Annotated in this window: 17 protein-coding genes and 1 pseudogene; 6 read left to right on the top strand and 12 right to left on the bottom strand. The window is 71.5% G+C overall.

Annotation, left to right across the window (positions count from 1 at the left end):
* The first annotated feature begins 107 nt into the window (after window positions 1-107).
* The gene (locus tag ABD207_RS16565) at window positions 108-239 is read left to right on the top strand and encodes an LPFR motif small protein (protein WP_010042827.1); all 132 of its coding nucleotides are present in this window, start codon (window positions 108-110) and stop codon (window positions 237-239) included.
* Between the two features lie 106 nt (window positions 240-345).
* On the top strand, window positions 346-2703 hold the full coding sequence (locus ABD207_RS16560; RefSeq protein WP_344013750.1) for a Tex family protein: 2358 nt from the start codon (window positions 346-348) through the stop codon (window positions 2701-2703).
* A 219-nt stretch (window positions 2704-2922) separates the two neighbouring features.
* On the opposite strand, the gene ABD207_RS16555 is transcribed toward ABD207_RS16560, so the two are convergent.
* On the bottom strand, window positions 2923-3957 hold the full coding sequence (locus ABD207_RS16555; RefSeq protein WP_344013748.1) for an oxidoreductase: 1035 nt from the start codon (window positions 3955-3957) through the stop codon (window positions 2923-2925).
* An 80-nt stretch (window positions 3958-4037) separates the two neighbouring features.
* Here ABD207_RS16555 and ABD207_RS16550 point away from each other — a divergent pair, with 80 nt between their 5' ends.
* Complete coding sequence (locus ABD207_RS16550) at window positions 4038-4991, top strand: FAD-dependent oxidoreductase (protein ID WP_344013746.1); 954 nt, start codon at window positions 4038-4040, stop codon at window positions 4989-4991.
* 142 nt (window positions 4992-5133) lie between these two features.
* On the opposite strand, the gene ABD207_RS16545 is transcribed toward ABD207_RS16550, so the two are convergent.
* On the bottom strand, window positions 5134-6855 hold the full coding sequence (locus ABD207_RS16545) for a BCCT family transporter (protein ID WP_344013745.1): 1722 nt from the start codon (window positions 6853-6855) through the stop codon (window positions 5134-5136).
* A gap of 365 nt (window positions 6856-7220) precedes the next feature.
* On the opposite strand from ABD207_RS16545, the gene ABD207_RS16540 reads away from it, so the two are divergent.
* On the top strand, window positions 7221-8720 hold the full coding sequence (locus tag ABD207_RS16540) for a M1 family metallopeptidase (RefSeq protein ID WP_344013743.1): 1500 nt from the start codon (window positions 7221-7223) through the stop codon (window positions 8718-8720).
* A 141-nt stretch (window positions 8721-8861) separates the two neighbouring features.
* Here the strand turns inward: ABD207_RS16540 and ABD207_RS16535 are convergent, their stop codons facing one another.
* Together ABD207_RS16535 and ABD207_RS16530 are read right to left on the bottom strand one after the other, a co-directional pair.
* The gene (locus tag ABD207_RS16535) at window positions 8862-9341 is read right to left on the bottom strand and encodes a macro domain-containing protein (RefSeq protein ID WP_344013742.1); all 480 of its coding nucleotides are present in this window, start codon (window positions 9339-9341) and stop codon (window positions 8862-8864) included.
* 69 nt (window positions 9342-9410) lie between these two features.
* Window positions 9411-10877, bottom strand: coding sequence for an amino acid permease (locus ABD207_RS16530; RefSeq protein WP_344013741.1), 1467 nt, complete (start codon window positions 10875-10877; stop codon window positions 9411-9413).
* 240 nt (window positions 10878-11117) lie between these two features.
* On the opposite strand from ABD207_RS16530, the gene ABD207_RS16525 reads away from it, so the two are divergent.
* Window positions 11118-11816, top strand: coding sequence for a MerR family transcriptional regulator (locus ABD207_RS16525; RefSeq protein ID WP_344013740.1), 699 nt, complete (start codon window positions 11118-11120; stop codon window positions 11814-11816).
* Between the two features lie 109 nt (window positions 11817-11925).
* On the opposite strand, the gene ABD207_RS16520 is transcribed toward ABD207_RS16525, so the two are convergent.
* The 4 genes from ABD207_RS16520 to ABD207_RS16505 all read right to left on the bottom strand — a co-directional run bounded on the left by ABD207_RS16520 (window position 11926) and on the right by ABD207_RS16505 (window position 17236).
* On the bottom strand, window positions 11926-14106 hold the full coding sequence (locus ABD207_RS16520) for a 3-hydroxyacyl-CoA dehydrogenase NAD-binding domain-containing protein (RefSeq protein ID WP_344013739.1): 2181 nt from the start codon (window positions 14104-14106) through the stop codon (window positions 11926-11928).
* Between the two features lie 44 nt (window positions 14107-14150).
* Window positions 14151-15365, bottom strand: coding sequence for an acetyl-CoA C-acetyltransferase (locus tag ABD207_RS16515; RefSeq protein ID WP_344013737.1), 1215 nt, complete (start codon window positions 15363-15365; stop codon window positions 14151-14153).
* Window positions 15366-15376: 11 nt separating this feature from the next.
* Window positions 15377-16555: a CaiB/BaiF CoA transferase family protein gene (locus tag ABD207_RS16510; protein WP_344013735.1), complete on the bottom strand. Its 1179-nt coding sequence runs from the start codon at window positions 16553-16555 to the stop codon at window positions 15377-15379.
* 300 nt (window positions 16556-16855) lie between these two features.
* Window positions 16856-17236, bottom strand: a complete 381-nt coding sequence (locus ABD207_RS16505; protein ID WP_344013734.1) for an MmcQ/YjbR family DNA-binding protein — start codon at window positions 17234-17236, stop codon at window positions 16856-16858.
* 90 nt (window positions 17237-17326) lie between these two features.
* Between ABD207_RS16505 and ABD207_RS16500 the strand changes: the two genes are divergently transcribed.
* Window positions 17327-18505 (top strand): saccharopine dehydrogenase family protein, encoded by a 1179-nt coding sequence (locus ABD207_RS16500; RefSeq protein WP_344013733.1) that lies wholly within the window; start codon window positions 17327-17329, stop codon window positions 18503-18505.
* A gap of 37 nt (window positions 18506-18542) precedes the next feature.
* Here the strand turns inward: ABD207_RS16500 and mmpA are convergent, their stop codons facing one another.
* From mmpA to ABD207_RS16480, 4 genes and pseudogenes are all read right to left on the bottom strand, one after another.
* On the bottom strand, window positions 18543-18689 hold the full coding sequence (gene mmpA / locus ABD207_RS16495) for a morphogenic membrane protein MmpA (RefSeq protein WP_344013731.1): 147 nt from the start codon (window positions 18687-18689) through the stop codon (window positions 18543-18545).
* Window positions 18690-18750: 61 nt separating this feature from the next.
* Window positions 18751-19479, bottom strand: a complete 729-nt coding sequence (locus tag ABD207_RS16490) for an endonuclease V (protein WP_344013729.1) — start codon at window positions 19477-19479, stop codon at window positions 18751-18753.
* A gap of 114 nt (window positions 19480-19593) precedes the next feature.
* Window positions 19594-19917, bottom strand: coding sequence for a plasmid stabilization protein (locus ABD207_RS16485; RefSeq protein WP_344013727.1), 324 nt, complete (start codon window positions 19915-19917; stop codon window positions 19594-19596).
* A 102-nt stretch (window positions 19918-20019) separates the two neighbouring features.
* Window positions 20020-20257 (bottom strand): annotated as a pseudogene (locus ABD207_RS16480) (oxidoreductase); the annotation flags it as partial.

Raw genomic sequence — 20257 nt, 5'->3', positions numbered from 1 at the left:
GGCCTTGCCCGAAGGCTCCGGGCTTTCGTCCTGCTCCGGCGCACATGATGCGGCGCCGACGAGGTACCCGCATCTTCGTCCGACCGCAGCAGACGAAAGGAAAGCACGTGTTCCGTGCCATCGCAGACGTTCTCCGCCAGATCGGCGGCGCCATCGCCACCGTCGTGACCCTCCCCTTCCGGGCGCTGGCCCGGCTGTTCGGCGGGGCCTCGTCCAGCACGCGCAGCCGCCGGGTGTGACGGCGGCCCGAACCGATCCCGGCGCGTCCGTGCCCTGATCCCCGATTGTCGCCGTCACCTGCCACAATTGCCGCGCAACCTCAGTGGAAGAAGGCGGTACGGGATCGTGACGACACCCGGGTCCCCAGCAGCAGGGTCCATCGAAGGCAGGATCGCCGAGGAGCTCGGCGTACGGGAGCGGCAGGTCAAGGCCGCCGTGGAGCTGCTCGACGGCGGCTCGACGGTGCCCTTCATCGCTCGCTACCGCAAGGAAGCGACCGAGATGCTCGACGATGCGCAGCTGCGCACGATCGAGGAGCGGTTGCGCTATCTGCGGGAGCTGGAGGAACGCCGGGCGGCGATCCTCGACTCGGTGCGGGAGCAGGGCAAGCTCACCGAAGAGCTCGAGGCACGGATCCGGAGCGCGGAGACCAAGGCGCGCCTGGAGGACATCTACCTGCCGTTCAAGCCCAAGCGGCGCACCAAGGCCCAGATCGCCCGCGAGGCGGGACTGGAGCCGCTGGCGGAGGGGCTGCTCGCCGACCCCGGCGTGGAGCCCCTCGCCGCTGCCGCCGCGTTCGTCGACGCCGGCAAGGGCGTCGCCGACCCGCAGGCCGCGCTGGACGGCGCACGTGCCATCCTCACCGAGCGGTTCTCGGAGGACGCCGACCTGATCGGCGAGCTGCGCGAACGGATGTGGGTGCGCGGCCGCCTGGCGTCGAAGGTGCGCGAGGGCAAGGAGGAGGCGGGCGCCAAGTTCGCCGACTACTTCGACTTCGCCGAGCCGTTCACCGAGCTGCCCTCGCACCGCATCCTGGCGATGCTGCGCGGTGAGAAGGAGGAGATCCTCGACCTCACCCTGGAGCCGGAGGAGCCCACGGAGGGCCCGTCCTCGTACGAGGGGATCATCGCGAACCGGTTCGGGATCGCCGACCGGGGCCGTCCGGCCGACAAGTGGCTGCTGGACGCGGTCCGCTGGGCCTGGCGCACCCGTATCCTCACCCATCTCGGCCTCGACCTCAGGCTGCGGCTGCGCACCGCCGCCGAGGACGAGGCGGTGCGGGTCTTCGCGGCCAATCTGCGCGACCTGCTGCTCGCCGCTCCGGCCGGCACCCGCGCCACCATCGGCCTGGACCCCGGCTACCGCACGGGTGTGAAGGTCGCCGTGGTCGACGCGACCGGCAAGGTCGTCGCCACGGACGTCATCCATCCGCATGTGCCCGCCAACCGCTGGGACGAGGCGATCGCCAAGCTCGCCCGGCTGGCGAAGGAGCACGCGGTCGAGCTGATCGCCATCGGCAACGGCACGGCCTCCCGGGAGACCGACAAGCTCGCCGGTGAGCTGATCGCCAGGCATCCCGAGCTGAAGCTGACCAAGGTGATGGTGTCCGAGGCGGGAGCCTCGGTGTACTCCGCCTCCGCGTTCGCCTCGCAGGAACTGCCGGACCTGGACGTGTCGCTGCGCGGCGCGGTGTCCATCGCGCGCCGGCTGCAGGACCCGCTGGCCGAGCTGGTGAAGATCGACCCCAAGTCCATCGGCGTCGGCCAGTACCAGCACGACCTGTCCGAGGTGAAGCTGTCGCGTTCCCTGGACGCGGTGGTGGAGGACTGTGTGAACGCCGTGGGCGTGGACGTCAACACCGCGTCGGCACCGCTGCTCGCCCGGGTCTCCGGCATCACCTCGGGCCTCGCGGAGAACATCGTGGCGCACCGCGACGCCAACGGACCGTTCACCTCGCGCTCCCAGCTGAAGAAGGTGCCGCGGCTCGGTCCGAAGGCGTTCGAGCAGTGCGCGGGCTTCCTGCGGATCCGCGGCGGGGACGACCCGCTGGACGCGTCCAGCGTGCACCCCGAGGCGTATCCGGTCGTGCGCCGCATGGTGAAGACCACCGGGCAGGAGGTCGCCTCGCTGATCGGCAACACGGCGGTGCTGCGCTCGCTGAAGCCGCAGGACTTCGTGGACGAGACGTTCGGTCTGCCGACCGTCACCGACATTCTGAAGGAGCTGGAGAAGCCGGGACGGGACCCGCGTCCCGCGTTCAAGACGGCTGCCTTCAAGGAGGGTGTGGAGAAGATCTCCGACCTGGCGCCGGGGATGGTGCTGGAGGGTGTGGTGACGAATGTCGCCGCGTTCGGTGCCTTTGTGGATGTCGGTGTGCATCAGGACGGTCTGGTGCATGTCTCCGCGATGTCGAAGTCGTTCGTGAAGGATCCGCGGGACGTGGTCAAGCCGGGCGACATCGTCAAGGTGAAGGTCATGGACGTGGACATTCCGCGCAAGCGGATCTCGCTGACGTTGCGGCTGGACGATGAGGTGTCCTCGCGGGGCGGGCAACCTGGTAGCGGCGGGGAGCGGCGCCAGCGGGGTGGTCGTCCGCCGCAGCAGCGGCAGGGGCGGGACGGTCGTGGTTCCGGGTCGCGGCAGGCGGTGCCGGAGAACAGTGCGATGGCGGATGCTCTGCGGCGGGCCGGGTTGCTGAAGTAGGGGCACGGCTCAGCTGAGCTGAGTGAAGTAGCCGGGTCTGGGGAGCTGCTGCGATGCGGTGGATTTCCAGGCCCGGCTTGTTTGTGCTGGCCGGGGTGGGTCGCTCACCGGCGCTGGCGGGGTACCGCTGCGCCCACCCTCCCCCACTCTCGACTTCGCTCGAGCGGGGGGACCCCTATCGCCCCAGGCGGCACGCATACCCGCAGCTACGTGTGTTGCTCAATGGTTGGCGGGGGCGGTGAGGACTGTGCCGGCTGTGCGGGCTACCAAGTAGGCGGTGCCTTTCAGGGCCTTGGGGTCTATGAGGATTCGGTGGTGGCCCGGGGGGAGGATGGCGTCGAAGACGTCGTGGGTGTGGGTGCGGGAGAGGCGGTCGATGCGGTAGGCGGTGAGGGTCACCCGGCAGGAGGAGGTGACGTCGAGCTCGGCCGCTCCCTCGGTGGAGGTGAGGGCGGTGAGGCGGCGTTGTTCCAGCGGCCTGTTGTCCAGGGCGTGTTCGGTCTGGGCGACGAGCAGCGGCACGATCGGGGCGAAGGCCTCGACGAAGGGCACCTCGAGGCCGGCCGCGGTGAACGCCTCGCGCACGGCGGTGCGTTGCGCGTCCGGCACCGAGCGGCCGAAGACGACCGCGCCGTAGCCGCGCAGCTCCCCCGCCGGTACGCCGTCCGCGTCCTGGGCGATGTCGGCGCCGATGCCGATGGTGCGCAGCGCCGCGGCGAGCTTGGCGAGCAGGGCGACACGGGCTCCGATGAGGAGGACGCGGCGGCGTTCGCCGGGCCCGGTCCCCTCGCGATCGGCTTCGAGGAGGGAGGCGAGGGCCGCGCGGTACTCGGTGCCGCGGAAGCGGAACGGGCCTATTCCGTGGTAGCCGTTGAGCTCCAGGTCGGCGTGTTCGTCCGTCTGCCAGGCGAAGTCGCGCCAGATGAAGTCCTCGCCGTCCCGTTCGATGACGGCGGTCACCGCGCCGCAGGCGAGGTCCGCGCACTCGGGGCAGCCGTAGACGATGTACCGCCCGGCGGGCAGTGGTGCCTCGGTCTCCAGCAGCAGGCTGCGGACCTGGGCGGTGAAGATGGCCGGCGGCACGTCCGAGGCGAGCGGGGACACCGCGTCCAGGTCGGAGAGCTGGAAGAGCAGAGGGCATCCGTCCACGACGAAATCGACGAAGTCCCGGTGGACTTGGTAGTCACCGTTGGCGAGGACTCCACCGGGTCTCATCGCCGGTGCCAGGCCGAAGGTCGTGTACTCGGCAGACATGGAGTGAGTATTCCCTGCACGGGCCGCTCCAGAGCACGTCCTGCCACATTCGGCTAGCGTCGCTTTCGATGAGGGATGCGATGAGGACTGATCCGGACTGCGATGTGCTCGTTGTCGGCGGCGGAGTGATCGGGCTGACCACGGCGGTGGTCCTGGCCGAGCGGGGCCGCCGGGTACGGCTGTGGACGCGGGACCCGGCCGAGCGGACGACGTCCGCGGTGGCCGGGGCGCTGTGGTGGCCGTACCGGATCGAGCCGGTGGAGGCGGCGCGGGCATGGGCCCTGCGGTCGCTGGCGGTGTACGAGGAGCTGGCGGGGCGGCCCGGGAGCACCGGTGTGCGGATGGTCGGCGGGGTGCTGGGCGGGGTCCGGCCGGAGGAGGTCGGTGCGTGGGCCGGGGGGCGGCTGGCGGATGTGCGGCGGGCGACTGCCGAGGAGTATCCGCAGGGGGACGGGGTGTGGCTGCGGTTGCCGCTCATCGACATGTCGGCTCATCTGCCCTGGCTGCGGGAGCGGTTGATCGCGGCGGGTGGGGTGATCGAGGAGCGGGAGGTGAAGAGGCTGGAGGAGGCCGAGGCGCCGGTTGTCGTCAACTGTGCGGGGCTGGGGGCGCGGGAGCTGGTGCCGGATGCGTCGGTGCGGCCGGTGCGGGGGCAGTTGGTCGTCGTGGAGAACCCCGGGATCCGTGAGTGGATGGTGGGTGATACGGCGGGGAGTGAGTCGACGTACTTCTTTCCGCAGCCGGGGAGGTTGATTCTCGGGGGGACGGCGGAGGAGGACGCGTGGTCTCTGGAGCCGGATGCGGCTGTGGCGGAGGGGATTGTGCGCAGGTGTGCGGCGTTGCGGCCGGAGATCGGGCGGGCGCGGGTGCTGGAGCACCGGGTTGGCCTGCGGCCGGTGCGGGACGCGGTGCGGCTGGAGCAGGGGCAGTTCGCTGACGGGCGCCGGTTGGTGCACAACTACGGTCACGGTGGGGCCGGGATCACGGTGGCGTGGGGTTGTGCGGAGCAGGCAGCTGACTTGGCGACGGCGTGAGGGGGTGTGGTGGTGGGGCGGAGGGCGCCGCTTACCAGAGCCCCACGCCGGGGACTGGGGCAGCGGGCGGAGGGGCGCGACTGCGGCGTCCTTCGTCCCGCCGCCGCGCCCCCGACCCACCGCGAACCTCGCGTCAGCGAGCTCAGTGCTTGCCGAGCGGGTCGCCCTCCACGTCCGGGCCCCGGCCGGGGCCGATGCGCAGCTCGAACTCGCCGTCGTACTTCTTGTGGCCCTCGATGACGGCCAGGTCCACCGCCTCCGAGCCCATGCGGTCGCGCACGATGACCGGGTCCCGGCGCAGGTCTCGCATGAGAGCCACGCACATCAGGACCATGACGACGACGAACGGCGCCGCCGCGAGGATCGTCAGGTTCTGCAGGCCCGTCAGGGCATCCCCCTGCCCTCTGCCGACGAGCAGCATGATCGCGGCCACCGCACCGGTGACCACGCCCCAGAAGACGACGACCAGTTTCGAGGGCTCCAGCGCGCCCTTCTGCGACAGCGTGCCCATCACGATGGACGCCGCGTCCGCACCGGACACGAAGAAGATGCCCACCAGGATCATCACCAGCAGGGAGGTGACCGTGGCGATCGGGAACTCCCGCAGCACTGCGAAGAGCCGGCCCTCCGGCGTCGACTCGTCACCCAGCCGGTTCTGCTCCTGCAGCTTCATCGCCGAGCCGCCGAAGATCGCGAACCACACCAGGCTGACTGTGCTCGGCACCAGGATGACCCCGCCGATGAACTGCCGGATCGTGCGCCCGCGGCTGATGCGGGCGATGAACATACCGACGAACGGCGTCCACGAGATCCACCAGGCCCAGTAGAAGACGGTCCAGCTGCCCAGCCAGCTCGCCACGCCGTCGCCGCCGCTGGCCTCCGTGCGCCCGGCGAGCTGCGGCAGCTCCCCCAGGTAGGCGAAGACCGACGTCGGCAGCAGGTCCAGCACGATGATGGTCGGCCCGGCCACGAACACGAACAGGGCGAGCAGCAGCGCCAGCACCATGTTGGTGTTGGACAGCCACTGGATGCCCTTCTCCACGCCCGAGACCGCGGACGCGACGAACGCCGCCGTCAGCACGGCGATGATGCCGACCAGCAGCCCCGTGCTGACCTTGTCCATCCAGCCCACGTCCTGCACACCGGAGCCGATCTGCAGCGCGCCGAGACCCAGCGAGGCGGCCGATCCGAACACGGTGGCGACGATGGCGAGCATGTCGATGACACGCCCCCCGACGCCGTTGGCGTTCTTCTCCCCGATCAACGGGGTGAACACGGCGCTGATGGTCTGCCGGCGCCGCCTGCGGAACGTGCTGTAGGCGATGGCGAGACCGACCACGGCGTAGATGGCCCACGGGTGGAGCGTCCAGTGGAACAGGGTGGTGGCCATGGACAGCTCCATGCGCTCACCGGAGTCGGCGGGGTGGGTGCCGGGCGGCGGCGTGACGTAGTGCGACAGCGGCTCGCTGACGCCGTAGAACATCAGGCCGATGCCCATGCCCGCGCTGAACATCATCGCGATCCAGGAGACGGTGCGGAACTCCGGCTCCTCGCCCTCCGCACCGAGGTGGATCCGGCCGTACTTGCTCGCCGCGAGCCAGAGCGCGAAGACCACGAACCCGGAGGCCGCCAGCATGAAGGCCCAGCCGCCGTTGTGTATCAGGCCGCTGAGCGCCTTGCCGGAGACGGTCTTGAGGGAGTCGGTCGCAACGGCGCCCCAGACGACGAACGCCAGGGTGAGCACCGCGGTGACCCCGAACACCACCCGGTCGGTCCGGGGGCGCTGCTGACCGGGCAGCCCCGCTTCCGACCCCGGCAGAGCCTGGGCCGTATGTCCCTCGTCGCTGTGTTCGTGTTGCGTCACAGGCGGCACCTTTCGTCTGACCGAGGGGAGAAAAGCGCTCCTCCTCGCAATGCCCCTACCACGTGTGGCGCAAAATTCACCTTCTCAGCAGGACATGTCTTCCACGTCTTTACCTCCTCCCGCATCCCCGTCTCCCCACCCTCATCTCCTGCCTCTGCTCTCCCCCCAGCCACCCCCGGCCGCCCCTCGGTTGCCTCCGGCTGCCCCTCGTCTCCCCTCTCACGCCCCTCTCACGCCCCTCTCACGCCGACGCTCCATGACGGCTGAATGGCGATCGTGTGACAGCGGCGGCCATGGACATGCCCACCGGCAGCGGCGTCAATAGGCTCCGAAAGGACCTTGCCCCCCACGACTTGGAGCCCTGAGTGCACCGCAGAATCCTCGTGCCCGGAGTCCTGGCCTCGGCCACCCTGCTGCTGGCGATCCCGGCATCGGCCGCGAGCCCCTCCCCCGGCGCGCCGGGCATCGGCGACCCCTACTACCCGGCCTACGGCAACGGCGGATACGACGTCACCCACTACGACCTGCGGCTGAAGTACCAGCCCGCCACCGACGAGCTGGCGGGCACCGCGACCCTCCTGGTCCGCGCCGAGCAGGACCTGTCCCGCTTCAATCTGGACTTTCTGCTCGATGTGAGCGAAGTGAGGGTGAACGGTGTGAAAGCCTCGTTCAGCACCTCCGGCGAGCACGAACTGCGGATCGCACCGAAGAACGCCCTGCCCAAGGGCGCGGACTTCACCGTCGTCGTCCGCTACCGGGGCGTGCCCTCGCAGCAGAAGGCGTACGGCTTCACCAGCTGGCACCGCACCCCGGACGGCGGCGTGGCGGCGAACGAGCCCGAGGCGGCCTGGTGGTGGTTTCCCAGTAACGATCACCCGCTGGACAAGGCGACCTACGACGTGTCGGTGCAGGTGCCGGACGGCACCCAGGCCATCTCCAACGGCACCCTGCAGTCGACGAGTTCACGGGCGGGCTGGACCCGCTACAACTGGCGGTCGGACAAGCCGCAGGCGACGTATCTCGCCACTCTCGCCGTCGGCCGGTTCGACGTCACCACGGGCACGACCGAGAGCGGCATCCCCGTCCTGAACGCCTACAGCAAGGACCTGGGTGAACACGCGGGCGCGGCCCGGGCGAGCCTGGAGCGCACCGGCGAGGTGGCCGACTGGCTGGCGGGATATTTCGGCCCGTATCCGTACAACGCGCTCGGGGGTTACGTACCGAACACCGACACCGGCTACGCGCTGGAGACGCAGACCCGGCCCTTCTACAGCCCGCGGCAGTTCGCGGGCGGCTCCAATGTGTCCGTGGTGGTGCACGAGCTGGCCCACCAGTGGTACGGCGACCTGGTCTCGGTGGCCGGCTGGAAGGACATCTGGATCAACGAGGGCTTCGCCCGCTACGCCCAGTGGCTGTGGTCGGAGCACGAGGGCGAGGGCACGGCCCAGGAGCTCGCCGACCATGTGTACGCCTCGCACCCGGCCGACGACCCGTTCTGGAAGGTGAAGCCCGGCGACCCCGGCCCGGAGAACCAGTTCCACGGCGCCGTCTACGACCGGGGCGCGCTCGCGCTGCAGGCGCTGCGCAACGAGGTCGGTGACGAGGACTTCTTCGCGCTGCTGAAGGGCTGGCCCGCGAAGTACGCAGGCGGCAACGCCACGGTCGCCGACTTCCGGCGCTATGCCGAGGAGCTGTCGGGCAAGCCGCTCGCGGCTCTCTTCGACACCTGGCTGTACCAGCCGTCGAAGCCGTCCCAGGCCGCGGCACGCTCGGCGTCCCTCGCGCCGGAGCGGCAGGCATCGGTCCCGCCGAAGTCCTGGAAGAAGATCGCGGCGACCAACGGCGTCCACGGTCGCCGGCACTGACACCTCCCGGCGACCGCCGGCACTGACACCTCCCGGCGCGCGTGACCGGCACACGCCGCCGCACACGTCGATTCGCCGGCCCACCGGCCCACCGGCTCACCGGCTCGCGGGGGCTGACGCACATCCGGCTGCCGCCGGGCGTCAGTCCCCGTGGTCGTACACCGTCACCGGTATCCCCCGCCGCACCAGCCGCTCGGTGATCAGCGGCTCGATCCGCGACCATTTCCCGCCGGCCAGCCCGCACCCGATGCGCGGCATGTGCACCGAGGCACCGAGCCGCGCCGCGTGCCCGGCGAGCCGGCCGAGGGCGGAGTCGATCGCCTCGTAGCGGACGGAGACGCCCTTGCTGCCGGTCCGGGTGCCCCGCTGGCCGATCATGTTGGCCACCCAGACGTAGCGCTCGACCTGGACCAGCTGGACGGCGCCCAGGGCGAAGTCGTTGGACGCCCGGTCGCGGTGCCAGGCGCGGTAGGCGGACTCGGGTTCGGGCCACCGGCGGGACACCGCGAGGACGAAGCCCTTGCCCCAGCCGCCGATGTCGTTGCAGACATGGGCGATGATCTTGGTGCCCTTCACCGAGGGCACGGTGGCGTCACCCCGGACATATGTGATCCCCGACATGACGCCACCCTAGGTCCGGCCACTGACAGTGGCTCGAACCCTGAGCGGGTGCCCCGGCCCGTCGCCGCGCTACCGGGTGAGCCCGTCCAGTTCGCGGTCGGTCTCGCGGGCGACGCGGCGGCGGACGCCGTACCAGCCGGCGACCAGCATCACGGCGATCACGGGCACCAGCAGCAGCGTCTTCCGGCCGATCTCGGGGTCGTTCCACATCAGGCCGAGGACGGACAGCAGGAAGGCGATGGTGGCGATCTCGGTGACCGGGCTGCCGGGGAGGCGGAAGGACGGGCGGGTGGCCAGGCCGGCGCGGGCGCGGCGGACGAAGATCAGGTGGCAGATCATGATGATCACCCAGGTGCTGATGATGCCGAGCGAGGCGACGTTCAGCACGATCTCGAAGGCCTGGTGCGGCAGCAGGAAGTTCAGGCCGACGCCGAGCACGCAGACCGCGCAGGTCAGCAGGATGCCGCCGTAGGGCACCTGGCTGCGGTTCATGCGGGCGGTGAACTTCGGCGCGGAGCCGGCCATGGCCATGGAGCGCAGGATGCGGCCGGTGGAGTACAGGCCGGAGTTCAGCGAGGACATGGCCGCCGTGAGCACGACCAGATTCATGATGTCGCCGGCGGCGGGGACGCCGATCTTCGACAGGACGGTGACGAAGGGGCTCTCGTCGGCGGAGTACATGCTGCCGGGCAGCAGCAGGGCCAGCAGGACGACGGAGCCGACGTAGAAGAGGCCGACGCGCCACATGATGGAGTTCACCGCGCGGGGGACGACCTTCTCCGGCTCGGCGGTCTCGCCCGCGGCGACACCGACCAGCTCCAGCGCCGCGTAGGCGAAGATCACGCCCTGCATGACGAGGACGACCGGCATCACTCCGTGCGGGAGCACCCCGCCGTTGTCGGTGATCATGTTGAGGCCGGGGGTGCCTCCGCCGACCTCGTGCTGGGTGGCGAGCAGGAAGACGCCGACGACCATGAAGGCCACCAGCGTGGCGACCTTGATGATGGCGAACCAGAACTCCATCTCGCCGAAGATCTTCACCGAGATCAGGTTCACGGCCAGCACCACTGCGAGCGCGATCAGCGCGAGCACCCACTGCGGGATGTCGGTGAACAGGCTCCAGTAGTGGGTGTAGAGAGCGATCGCGGTGATGTCCGCAATCCCGGTGGTCGACCAGTTGAGGAAGTACATCCAGCCGGCGACGTAGGCGCCCTTCTCGCCGAGGAACTCGCGCGCGTAGGACACGAAGGATCCCGACGAGGGCCGGTAGAGGACCAGTTCGCCGAGGGCGCGGACGACGAAGAAGGCGAAGACGCCGGCGACCAGGTAGGCCAGCGCCAGGGCGGGTCCGGCGTCGCGGAGTCTGCCGCCGGCTCCGAGGAAGAGGCCGGTTCCGATCGCGCCACCGATGGCGATCATGTTGACGTGGCGCGCCTTGAGGTCCTTGCTGTAACCGGCGTCGCCCGCGTCCGCGGGCACCTGGCCCTGCGCGGGGCGCACATCGGCCGTTGCCGTGTTCACGGCGTCCTTGCTCACGGGTGGTTCCACTCTCTGGTGCGCTCGGGCGGATCGCGCCCGGCTGTCCGGATTGCCACGGCCGGCGCCCGATCTTGGCACAGACCAAGGGGGCACCTTTCCGGATGTGCGGTGATCCACGCGATGGCGCATGTCACATCGCGGAACATGTCACACCGTGATCGGCCAGGTCGAAGAGGTGCCACAGCACTGATCAGGAAGAGGTGTCACAGCACTGGTGAGACAGCGATACTGTCCCATATGACGACCGACGCCGAGGAGCCGACGCTCACCATCGACGAACTGGCGGCCCGCGCCGGTGTCACCGTACGCACGGTGCGCTTCTACGGCACCAAGGGGCTGCTGCCCCCGCCGGTGCTCGGCCCCCGCCGCGTCGGCCGCTACGGCCGTGAGCATCTGGCGCGGCTGGCGCTGATCGAGGAGCTGCAGCGTCAGGGCATGACGCTGGCGGCGATCGAACGCTATCTGGGGCAGCTCCCGCCCGGTCTGACCGCGCGGGAGCTGGCGATCCAGCGTGCGGTGGTGGCCTCCTGGGCGCCGGAGACGACGGAGGCGCTCTCCCGCGAGGAGCTCGAGCGGCGGGCGGGCAGGTCGCTGGACGACGAGGAGATCCGGCGGCTGGTGGCGCTGGACATCGTCGAGGAGAGCGGTGACGGCTTCCGGGTCGACACCGGGCTGCTGCGGCTGGGCGTCGAGCTGCTCGACGTGCCGCTGTCGCAGGAGACGGTCCTCACCGCACGGGCGGTCCTGATCGAGCACTCGCGCGCGGCGGCCCGTGAGCTGTCGCGGCTGCTGCGGGAGGCGGTCGCGGAGCGGGACGCGCGGGATGTGAAGTCGCTGTCCGCCCATATGCATCCGCTGGTGGTGCAGGCGCTGCTCACCACCTTCCAGCGGTCGCTGAAGGAGGAGCTGGCGCAGTGGCTCGACGACGAGGGGTGAACCCCCTGGCGGCCAGGGGGTCCACCCGTCGCGTCCGGAGCCTCGAGCGGGCGTGGCCGCTGCGGGCGTGCTCCGTTTCCCGGCGGGCGTGCCCTGAGCGGGCGTGCTCTCAGCGGGCGTCGGTGAAGGTCTCGCCCTTCTCCGCCTTCTCCACCAGCAGCGCCGGCGGGGTGAAGCGCTCGCCGTAGCGTTCGGCCAGCTCGCGCGCCCGGGCCACGAAGCCGGGCAGGCCGCCCTCGTAGCCGTTGATGTACTGCAGCACGCCGCCGGTCCAGCCGGGGAAGCCGATGCCGAAGATGGAGCCGATGTTGGCGTCGGCGACGGAGGTCAGCACGCCCTCCTCCAGCAGCCGGACCGTGTCCAGCGCTTCGGAGAACAGCATCCGCTCCTGCATGTCACGGAACGGGATCTGGTGCCCGGGCTTGGTGAAGTGCTCGCGCAGTCCGGGCCAGAGGCCGACGCGCCTGCCCTCCTCGTCGTAGTCGTAGAAGCCGGCGCCGCCGCTGCGGCCGGGGCGGCCGAACTCGTCGACCATGCGGTCGATGACGGCCTCGGCGGGGTGCGGGGTCCAGGTGCCGCCCGCCTCCTCGACGGCCCGCCTGGTCTCGTTGCGGATCTTGCGCGGCAGCGTCAGGGTCAGCTCGTCCATCAGGGAGAGCACCTTGGCCGGGTAGCCGGCCTGGGCCGCGGCCTGCTCCACGGAGGCGGGCTCGATGCCCTCGCCGACCATGGCGACGCCCTCGTTGATGAAGTGGCCGATCACGCGGGAGGTGAAGAAGCCGCGCGAGTCGTTGACCACGATGGGCGTCTTGTTGATCTGCCGGACCAGGTCGAAGGCGCGCGCCAGCGCCTCGTCGCCGGTGCGCTCACCCTTGATGATCTCCACCAGCGGCATCTTGTCGACGGGCGAGAAGAAGTGGAGCCCGATGAAGTCGGCCTGCCGCTGGACGCCTTCGGCGAGGGCGGTGATGGGCAGGGTGGAGGTGTTGGAGCACAGCAGGGCGTCCGGGGCGACGACCTGCTCCACCTCCTGGAAGACCTTGTGCTTGAGCGCGGTGTCCTCGAAGACCGCCTCGATCACCGCGTCGCAGCCGGCCAGGTCGGCGGTCTCGGCGGTGGGCGTGATGCGGGCGAGCAGCGCGTCGGCCTTCTCCTGGGTGGTGCGGCCCTTGGCGACGGCCTTGGCGCACAGCTTCTCCGAGTAGCCCTTGCCCTTGACGGCCGCCTCAAGGGAGACGTCCTTGAGGACGACGTCGATGCCGGCGCGGGCACAGGAGTAGGCGATGCCGGCGCCCATCATGCCGGCGCCGAGAACGGCGACCTTGCGGACCGTGCGGGGCTCGATGCCCTGGGGGCGGTTGGCGCCGGAGTTGACCGCCTGGAGGTCGAAGAAGAACGCCTGGATCATGTTCTTCGAGGTCTGTCCCGCGGCCAGCTCGACGAAGTAGCGGGCCTCGATGACCTGGGCGGTCTCGAAGTCGACCTGGGCGCCCTCGACGGCGGCGGCGAGGATGTTGCGCGGGGCCGGGTAGGGGGCGCCGTTGGTCTGCTTGCGCAGGTTGGCGGGGAAGGCGGGCAGGTTGGCCGCGAACTTCGGGTTGGCGGGGGTGCCGCCGGGGATGCGGTAGCCGGGCCGGTCCCAGGGCTGGGCGGACTCGGGGTGGGCGTCGATGAAGGCGCGGGCCTTGGCCAGCATGTCCTCCCGGCTGTCGGCGATCTCGTCGACCAGGCCGTTCTCCAGGGCGCGGCGGGGGCTGTACTGCTGGCCCTGGAGGAGGACCTTCAGCAGGGCGTCGGTGATGCCGAGCATCCGGACGGTGCGGACGACACCGCCGCCTCCGGGGAGCAGGCCGAGGGTGACCTCGGGGCAGCCGATCTTGGAGCCGGGGGCGTCCAGGGCGATGCGGTGGTGGCAGGCGAGGGCGATCTCGTAGCCGCCGCCGAGTGCGGCGCCGTTGAGGGCGGCGACGACCGGCTTGCCGAGGGTCTCGATGCGGCGCAGCTGCCGCTTGATGGCCATGCCGCCGTCGAAGAGCTGCTGGGCGGTCTCCGGGGTGACGCGGATGAGGTCGCGCAGGTCGCCGCCGGCGAAGAAGGTCTTCTTGGCCGAGGTGATGATGATGCCGCGGATGCTGTCCTGCTCGGCCTCCAGGCGGTCCGTGATCGCGGCGAGCGAGTCGCGGAAGGCCTGGTTCATGGTGTTGGCCGACTGGTCGGGGTCGTCCAGGACGAGGGTGACGACGCCGGTGTCGTCCTGCTCCCAGCGGATGGTGGTGGACTCGGTGCTCATGAGGGTGTGCTCCAGGTGATCCGTCGTGGTCCGTCGGGAGAGGGTCAGATGCGCTCGACGATGGTGGCGATGCCCATGCCGCCGCCCACGCAGAGGGTGGCGAGGCCGTAGCGCTTGTCCTGGCGTTCCAGCTCGTCGACGAGGGTGCCGAGGATCATCGCGCCGGTGGCGCCGAGCGGGTGGCCGAGCGCGATGGCGCCGCCGTTGACGTTGACCTTGTCCAGGGACAGGCCCATGTCCTTGACGAAGCGGAGCACGACCGCGGCGAACGCCTCGTTGATCTCGACGAGGTCGATGTCGTCGATGGTGAGTCCGGCCTTGGCGAGCGCCTTGCGGGTGGCGGGCGCGGGGCCGGTGAGCATGATGGTCGGCTCGGAGCCGGAGACCGCGGCGGAGACGATCCGGGCGCGCGGGGTCAGTCCGTAGCGCTCCCCCACCTCGCGGGAGCCGATGGCGACGAGGGCGGCGCCGTCGACGATGCCGGAGGAGTTGCCCGCGTGGTGGACGTGGTCGATCTTCTCGATCCAGTGGTACTTCTGCAGGGCCACCGCGTCGAAGCCGCCGAGTTCGCCGATGTCGGCGAAGGACGGCTTGAGCTTGGCCAGGGAGTCGGCGGTGGTGCCGGGCCGCATGTGCTCGTCGTGGTCGAGGACGACCAGGCCGCTGCGGTCCCTGACCGGGACGACGGAGCGGTCGAAGCGGCCGTCCTTCCAGGCCGCGGCGGCGCGCTCCTGGGAGAGGGCGGCGTACTCGTCGACGTCGCGGCGGGAGAAGCCCTCGATGGTGGCGATCAGGTCGGCGCCGATGCCCTGCGGCACGAAGTTGGTGGCCAGGTTGGTCATCGGGTCGTTGAACCAGGCGCCGCCGTCGGAGGCCATGGGCACCCGGGACATCGACTCGACGCCGCCCGCGAGAACCAGGTCCTCCCAGCCCGAACGCACCTTGGCTGCGGCCAGGTTGACGGCCTCGAGGCCGGAGGCGCAGAAGCGGTTCTCCTGGACGCCGGCCACCGTGTCGGGCAGGCCCGCGGCGATGGCGGCGATGCGGGCGATGTCGGAGCCCTGGTCGCCGACGGGTCCGACGACGCCGAGCACGATGTCGTCGATCGCGGCCGGGTCCAGGTCGGGGTAGCGGGCGCGGATCTCGTGGATGAGCCCGACGACGAGGTCGATGGGCTTGGTGCCGTGCAGGGCGCCGTTGGCCTTGCCGCGCCCGCGCGGGGTGCGGATCGCGTCGTAGATGTACGCTTCGGTGCTCACGAGGAGGCCTTTCACTGAGGGTCTCGGGACGGCTGGGAGTGCTGGGGGTCGTCGGGGGCCGCGGGCGGCAGCAGCCGGGGTACGTCCCAGTCGCGGGCCACGTCGGCGGTGGCGGCGCCGGGCCGGGCGGGGCCGGAGCGGATGCGGGCCGGGGTGGCCGAGAAGCGGGGTGCCGGGGCCGGCTGGGTGATGCCCTCGTGCCGGGTGAAGGTGCCGCGGGCGGCCAGATGCGGGTGGTGCGGGGCCTCGCCGAGCGACAGGACGGGGGCCACGCAGGCGTCGGAGCCCTCGAAGACGGCGGCCCATTCGTCGCGGGTGCGGCTCTTGAAGCGGGCGGCGACCTGCTCGCGCAGTGCGGGCCAGCGGGTGACGTCGGTGCGGGCGTCCTGCTGGTCCTCGATGCCGAGCAGGCGCAGGAACTCGTCGTAGAACTGCGGTTCCAGCGCGCCGACCGCGATGTGTCTGCCGTCGGCGGTCTCGTAGGTGCCGTAGTAGGGGCAGCCTCCGTCGAGGAGGTTGGCGCCGCGCCGGTCCTGCCAGGCGCCGGCGGCGAGCATGCCGTGGATCATCGCGGACAGGTGGGCGGTGCCGTCGACGATGGCGGCGTCGACGACCTGGCCGGTGCCGGTGGCGCGCGCGTGGTGCAGGGCGGCGAGTACGCCGACGACCAGGTAGAGGGAGCCGCCGGCGAAGTCGCCGAGCAGGTTGGCGGGGACCGCCGGGGGGCGGTCGGGGTCGCCGATCATGCCGAGGGTGCCGGTGAGGGCGATGTAGGCGATGTCGTGACCGGCGGTGCCGGCGAGCGGGCCGTGCTGGCCCCAGCCGGTCATCCGGCCGTAGACCAGGCGGGGGTTGCGGGCGTGACACTGCTCGGGTCCGACCCCGAGCCGCTCGGCGACGCCGGGGCGGTAGCCCTCGATGAGGATGTCGGCGCGGGCAGCGAGGTCCAGGACGGTGGCGGGGCCGTCGGGGGCCTTGAGGTCGACGACCACGGAGCGCTTGTTGCGGTTGGTGACGTCGTGGGCCGGGTCGACTCCGAGTGCCGGGCCGCCGGGGCGGTCCACCCGGACCACATCGGCGCCGAGGTCGGCGAGGAGCATGGCGGCGAACGGTCCGGGCCCGATCCCGGCGAGCTCCACCACGCGCACACCGGTGAGCGGGCCGTGCCCCGGCGTCTTCGCCTCGGTCATCCTGAGCTCCCCGCTGTGACACAACCGATGTAACACCAGTGATGCTAAGAACGTGTTCCACCGGGCACAAGACCCTGACGAGCAAGCGCTTAGCCACTGTACGACGGGTGGCCGGATCCGGTCCTGCCGTCACGGTCCGGTCGAGTGCGCGTCGTCGGACGTCGGGCGGCTGTTGCGGGGACCCGGACCGTTTGCCGCGCGGCCGCCGGACGACTCTCCCGGGGCGGCCGGACGGCGTCTGGAGACCGCCGGATGTTGCCCGGGCTGCCGGATGATCTCTGGGCCGCCGGAGGCGCCGGTTCAGCGTGCGTCCAGCTCGGCGGTCAGCCGTTTCGGCGCGATGATGCGATAGCTCTCCTCCACCCAGTCGCACAGCAGCTCGGCCGAGGGGGCGCCCGCCGGCTCCAGCGGGATACTCACCCAGCCGGACCTGCCCAGTCCGTATCCCGCCGGCTCGGCGCCGGGGCAGCTGAGGGCGTGGGCGTGGGCCGTCTCGTCCGTGAGCTTCACGGTCACCCCCAGCGGGTAACTGCCGTCGTCCACGCCGAGGAAGACGAAGACCTTCTTGTTGACCTTGGCGACGGTCTCGCCCCAGGGGTGCTCCTCGGTGGCGCTCGGCAGCCCGAGGGCGTACTGGCGTACTTTCTCCCACTTCTTCAGGGCGTTCCGGGGCACGGCCATCGGTTTCCTCCGGGCTCGTCGTCGGGCTCCGTACCCCACACGCTAGCCTCGGCCACCGACAACGGCGCGGCTGCTGGAGCAAGGGGTGTCATGAGCAGGCTGAACAGGACGGACCGTCCGTACGACCTCGTGCTCTTCGGAGCCACCGGCTTCGTCGGGACCCTCACCGCGGAGTACCTCGCCGCGCACGCCCCCGAGGGGCTGCGCTGGGCCCTCGCCGGCCGCAGCACCGAGAAGCTGGAGCGGCTGCGGGACCGGCTGCCCGGGGCCGACCGGCCGGACGTGCTGCGGGCGGAGGTGTCCGACCCGGCGTCGCTGCGCGCCCTCGCCGAATCGGCGCGCGTGGTGGCCACCACCGTCGGCCCCTACGTCCAGTACGGCGAGGAACTCGTCGCCGCCTGCGCGGACACCGGCGCGGACTACCTCGACCTCACCGGCGAGCCCGAGTTCGTGGACCTGATGTACGTCCGGCACGACGCCCGCGCCCGCGAGACGGGGGCCCGGCTGCTGCACGCCTGCGGCTTCGACTCGGTCCCGCACGACCTCGGCGTCTGGTTCACGGTGCAGCAGCTTCCTGAGGGGGTGCCGCTGACCGTGGACGGCTTCGTCTCGGCGAACGCCACGATCTCCGGCGGCACCCTGGCGTCCGCGCTGGGCCAGTTCGCCCGGTACCGGCAGGTGCTGGCGGCGGCCCGGGACCGGCGCCGGCACGAGCCCCGGCTGGTGGGCCGCCGCGCCGCCGCGCCCGCCGGCGCGCCCCGCTACGCGCCCGAGGTCGATGCCTGGGTGCTGCCACTGCCGACCATCGACCCGCAGATCGTGCACCGCTCGGCGAAGTCGCTCGAGCGGTACGGACCCGACTTCCGCTACCGCCACTACGCGGCGGTGCGCCGGCTGCCGGTCGCGGTGGGCGGAGTGGCAGTGGTGGGCGGACTGTTCGCGGCGGCCCAAGTGCCGCCGCTGCGCCGCCTGGTGTCCGGCCGGCTGCAGCCCGGCGAGGGGCCGAGCGCCGAGAAGCGGGCCAGGAGCTGGTTCTCCGTGCGGTTCGTCGGCGAGGGCGGCGGGCGCCGGGTCTACACGGAGGTCTCCGGCGGCGACCCGGGCTACGACGAGACGGCCAAGATGTTCGCCGAGGCCGCGCTGTCGCTCGCGTTCGACGACCTTCCGCCGACGTCCGGGCAGGTCACGACGGCGGTGGCGATGGGCGACGCGCTGATCGGGCGGCTGAGGCGGGCGGGCATACGCTTCCGCGTCGCCGCGACCCGCTGACACGATCTCCCGGCGGCGCCCGCACCGGACGCGGCGCCTACACCGGCCACTCGGCCAGGGTGCAGATCATCCCGGCGATCCAGGCGAGCGCGGCGAGGACGGCGAGGACCAGCACGGCGGTCACGCCCCGCTCGACGGTCCGGCTGGGGGCGGCGAAAGGCTTGGATGCACGGTGCGTCGTCATGCACCCGAGCCTGCCGGGCAGGGCCGGTGCGGACATCCGCGCGGCTACTCAGACGCCGTACTCAGATCGCCTCGGACGCCGTACTCAGATCGCCGCCGCCCCCGGTCGCCTCGCGCAGGGCGCGGCGGCACAGGGCGTCCGCCCGGCGGGTGGTCTCCGGCAGGCGGTGGGACGGGGTCAGGGAGAGGGTGTGGGCGCAGGCGCCGTCCAGGGTGATGCGGTGGCCGACCGAGACGAAGACCGGTTTGACGCCGTCCCGGGTGCGCAGCGCCCGGCCCACCTCCTCGGTGCCGTCGAGCAGCGGCGCCGAACTGCCGCGTGGAGTGTCCGGGTCGGCGTAGGTGAAGGTGAAGGGGTTCTTGGCGACGCCGATGGTGGGCAGGCCGGTGAGGACGCCGAGGTGGGCGGCGAGACCGAAGCGCCGGGGGTGGGCGAGGCCGTAGCCGTCGCAGACGACCAGGCCGGGCGGGCAGGGCAGGGCGTCGAGGGCGGCGAGCACGGTGGGGATCTCCCGGAAGGCCAGCAGGCCGGGGACGTACGGGAAGGAGATCCGGCCGAGCGCGGTGGCCTCGGCGACGACGTCCAGGCTCGCCGCGTCCAGCACGACGGCCGCCGCCGCGACGACGTCGCGTTCGTCGTCGTAGGCCACGTCCACCCCGGTGACGTGCCCGGTGCCGGGCGGCGGTCCGGCCTCGTCGAGCACCACGCGGGCGCGCAGCGCGTCCTGCACGGCGCGGGCCTGCTCCTCGGTCACGGGCCAGTCGTCGGGGACGGGTACGGTCGTCGTCATGATGCCCCGACCCTACGGGGTGTGCGGGGAGTCCCGGCAGGCGGAACCCCCGTCGCCGGGAAGGGGGTTCCCGCTCGGCGCCGGGGGTTCGCGGCGTCCGGGCGTCCGGGCCGCTCACTTGCCGAGCGCCCGCTGCAGCTGTCCCTTGTTCATGGTCGAACGGCCCTCGACGCCGCGGCGCCTGGCTTCCTCGTAGAGCTGGTCGTAGGTGGGCCCCTGGGAGCCCTTCCCGGATCGCTTGCCGCCACGCCGGCCGGAGGACATGTCCTCGGTCGAGACGCGGCTGGCGGTCCTGGACTCGCCGGAACGGGCGCGCTCCTTGTTCACCGTCCGCGCGGCGATCTCCTCGGCGCGCTCGGTGCTCTCGCCCCGGCTCTTCGCGCTCTCCTTGATGTGCTCGTACTGACGCTCCCGTTTCGGGCTGGATCCGCGTGGCATGTCCGCTCCCTTCGATCGGCGTGCCGTGATCGGGTACCCAGGCCGGAGGGATCATGGGCATCGAGTCGCCCGTCAGTGCTCCGGACGGGCACCGGATGCGGGTCAGTGCTCCAGACGGGCGACCCGGCCCTGCTCCCCCGCCGCCCAGCAGCCCGGGGGCGGGCAGTCGACGGTGTCGAAGGAGCCGGTGCCGACGGTCCGCCAGGTGCGGCCGCCGTCGAGGGTCAGGTCGGTGCCGGTGGGGCCGACGGCGAGGGCGGCGCGGCGGCTGCCGGGGAGCCAGGCGACGCCGGAGCGGTAGGCGGGCGGGGGCGCGGCGGCCGGGCGCCAGCTCCGGCCG

This window comes from Streptomyces thermospinosisporus, from assembly GCF_039526425.1.
Classification (GTDB): domain Bacteria; phylum Actinomycetota; class Actinomycetes; order Streptomycetales; family Streptomycetaceae; genus Streptomyces; species Streptomyces thermocarboxydovorans.
This window is presented reverse-complemented; position numbering and strand designations above follow the sequence as displayed.

What these genes read in the sequence shown, in the direction of transcription:
- ABD207_RS16555 (WP_344013748.1), bottom strand. Translation starts at nt 3,957, where the DNA reads ATGTCTGCCGAGTACACGACCTTCGGCCTGGCACCGGCGATGAGACCC.
- ABD207_RS16550 (WP_344013746.1), top strand. Translation starts at nt 4,038, where the DNA reads ATGAGGACTGATCCGGACTGCGATGTGCTCGTTGTCGGCGGCGGAGTG.
- ABD207_RS16535 (WP_344013742.1), bottom strand. Translation starts at nt 9,341, where the DNA reads ATGTCGGGGATCACATATGTCCGGGGTGACGCCACCGTGCCCTCGGTG.
- ABD207_RS16525 (WP_344013740.1), top strand. Translation starts at nt 11,118, where the DNA reads ATGACGACCGACGCCGAGGAGCCGACGCTCACCATCGACGAACTGGCG.
- ABD207_RS16520 (WP_344013739.1), bottom strand. Translation starts at nt 14,106, where the DNA reads ATGAGCACCGAGTCCACCACCATCCGCTGGGAGCAGGACGACACCGGC.
- ABD207_RS16510 (WP_344013735.1), bottom strand. Translation starts at nt 16,555, where the DNA reads ATGACCGAGGCGAAGACGCCGGGGCACGGCCCGCTCACCGGTGTGCGC.
- ABD207_RS16505 (WP_344013734.1), bottom strand. Translation starts at nt 17,236, where the DNA reads ATGGCCGTGCCCCGGAACGCCCTGAAGAAGTGGGAGAAAGTACGCCAG.
- ABD207_RS16500 (WP_344013733.1), top strand. Translation starts at nt 17,327, where the DNA reads ATGAGCAGGCTGAACAGGACGGACCGTCCGTACGACCTCGTGCTCTTC.
- mmpA (WP_344013731.1), bottom strand. Translation starts at nt 18,689, where the DNA reads ATGACGACGCACCGTGCATCCAAGCCTTTCGCCGCCCCCAGCCGGACC.
- ABD207_RS16490 (WP_344013729.1), bottom strand. Translation starts at nt 19,479, where the DNA reads ATGACGACGACCGTACCCGTCCCCGACGACTGGCCCGTGACCGAGGAG.
- ABD207_RS16485 (WP_344013727.1), bottom strand. Translation starts at nt 19,917, where the DNA reads ATGCCACGCGGATCCAGCCCGAAACGGGAGCGTCAGTACGAGCACATC.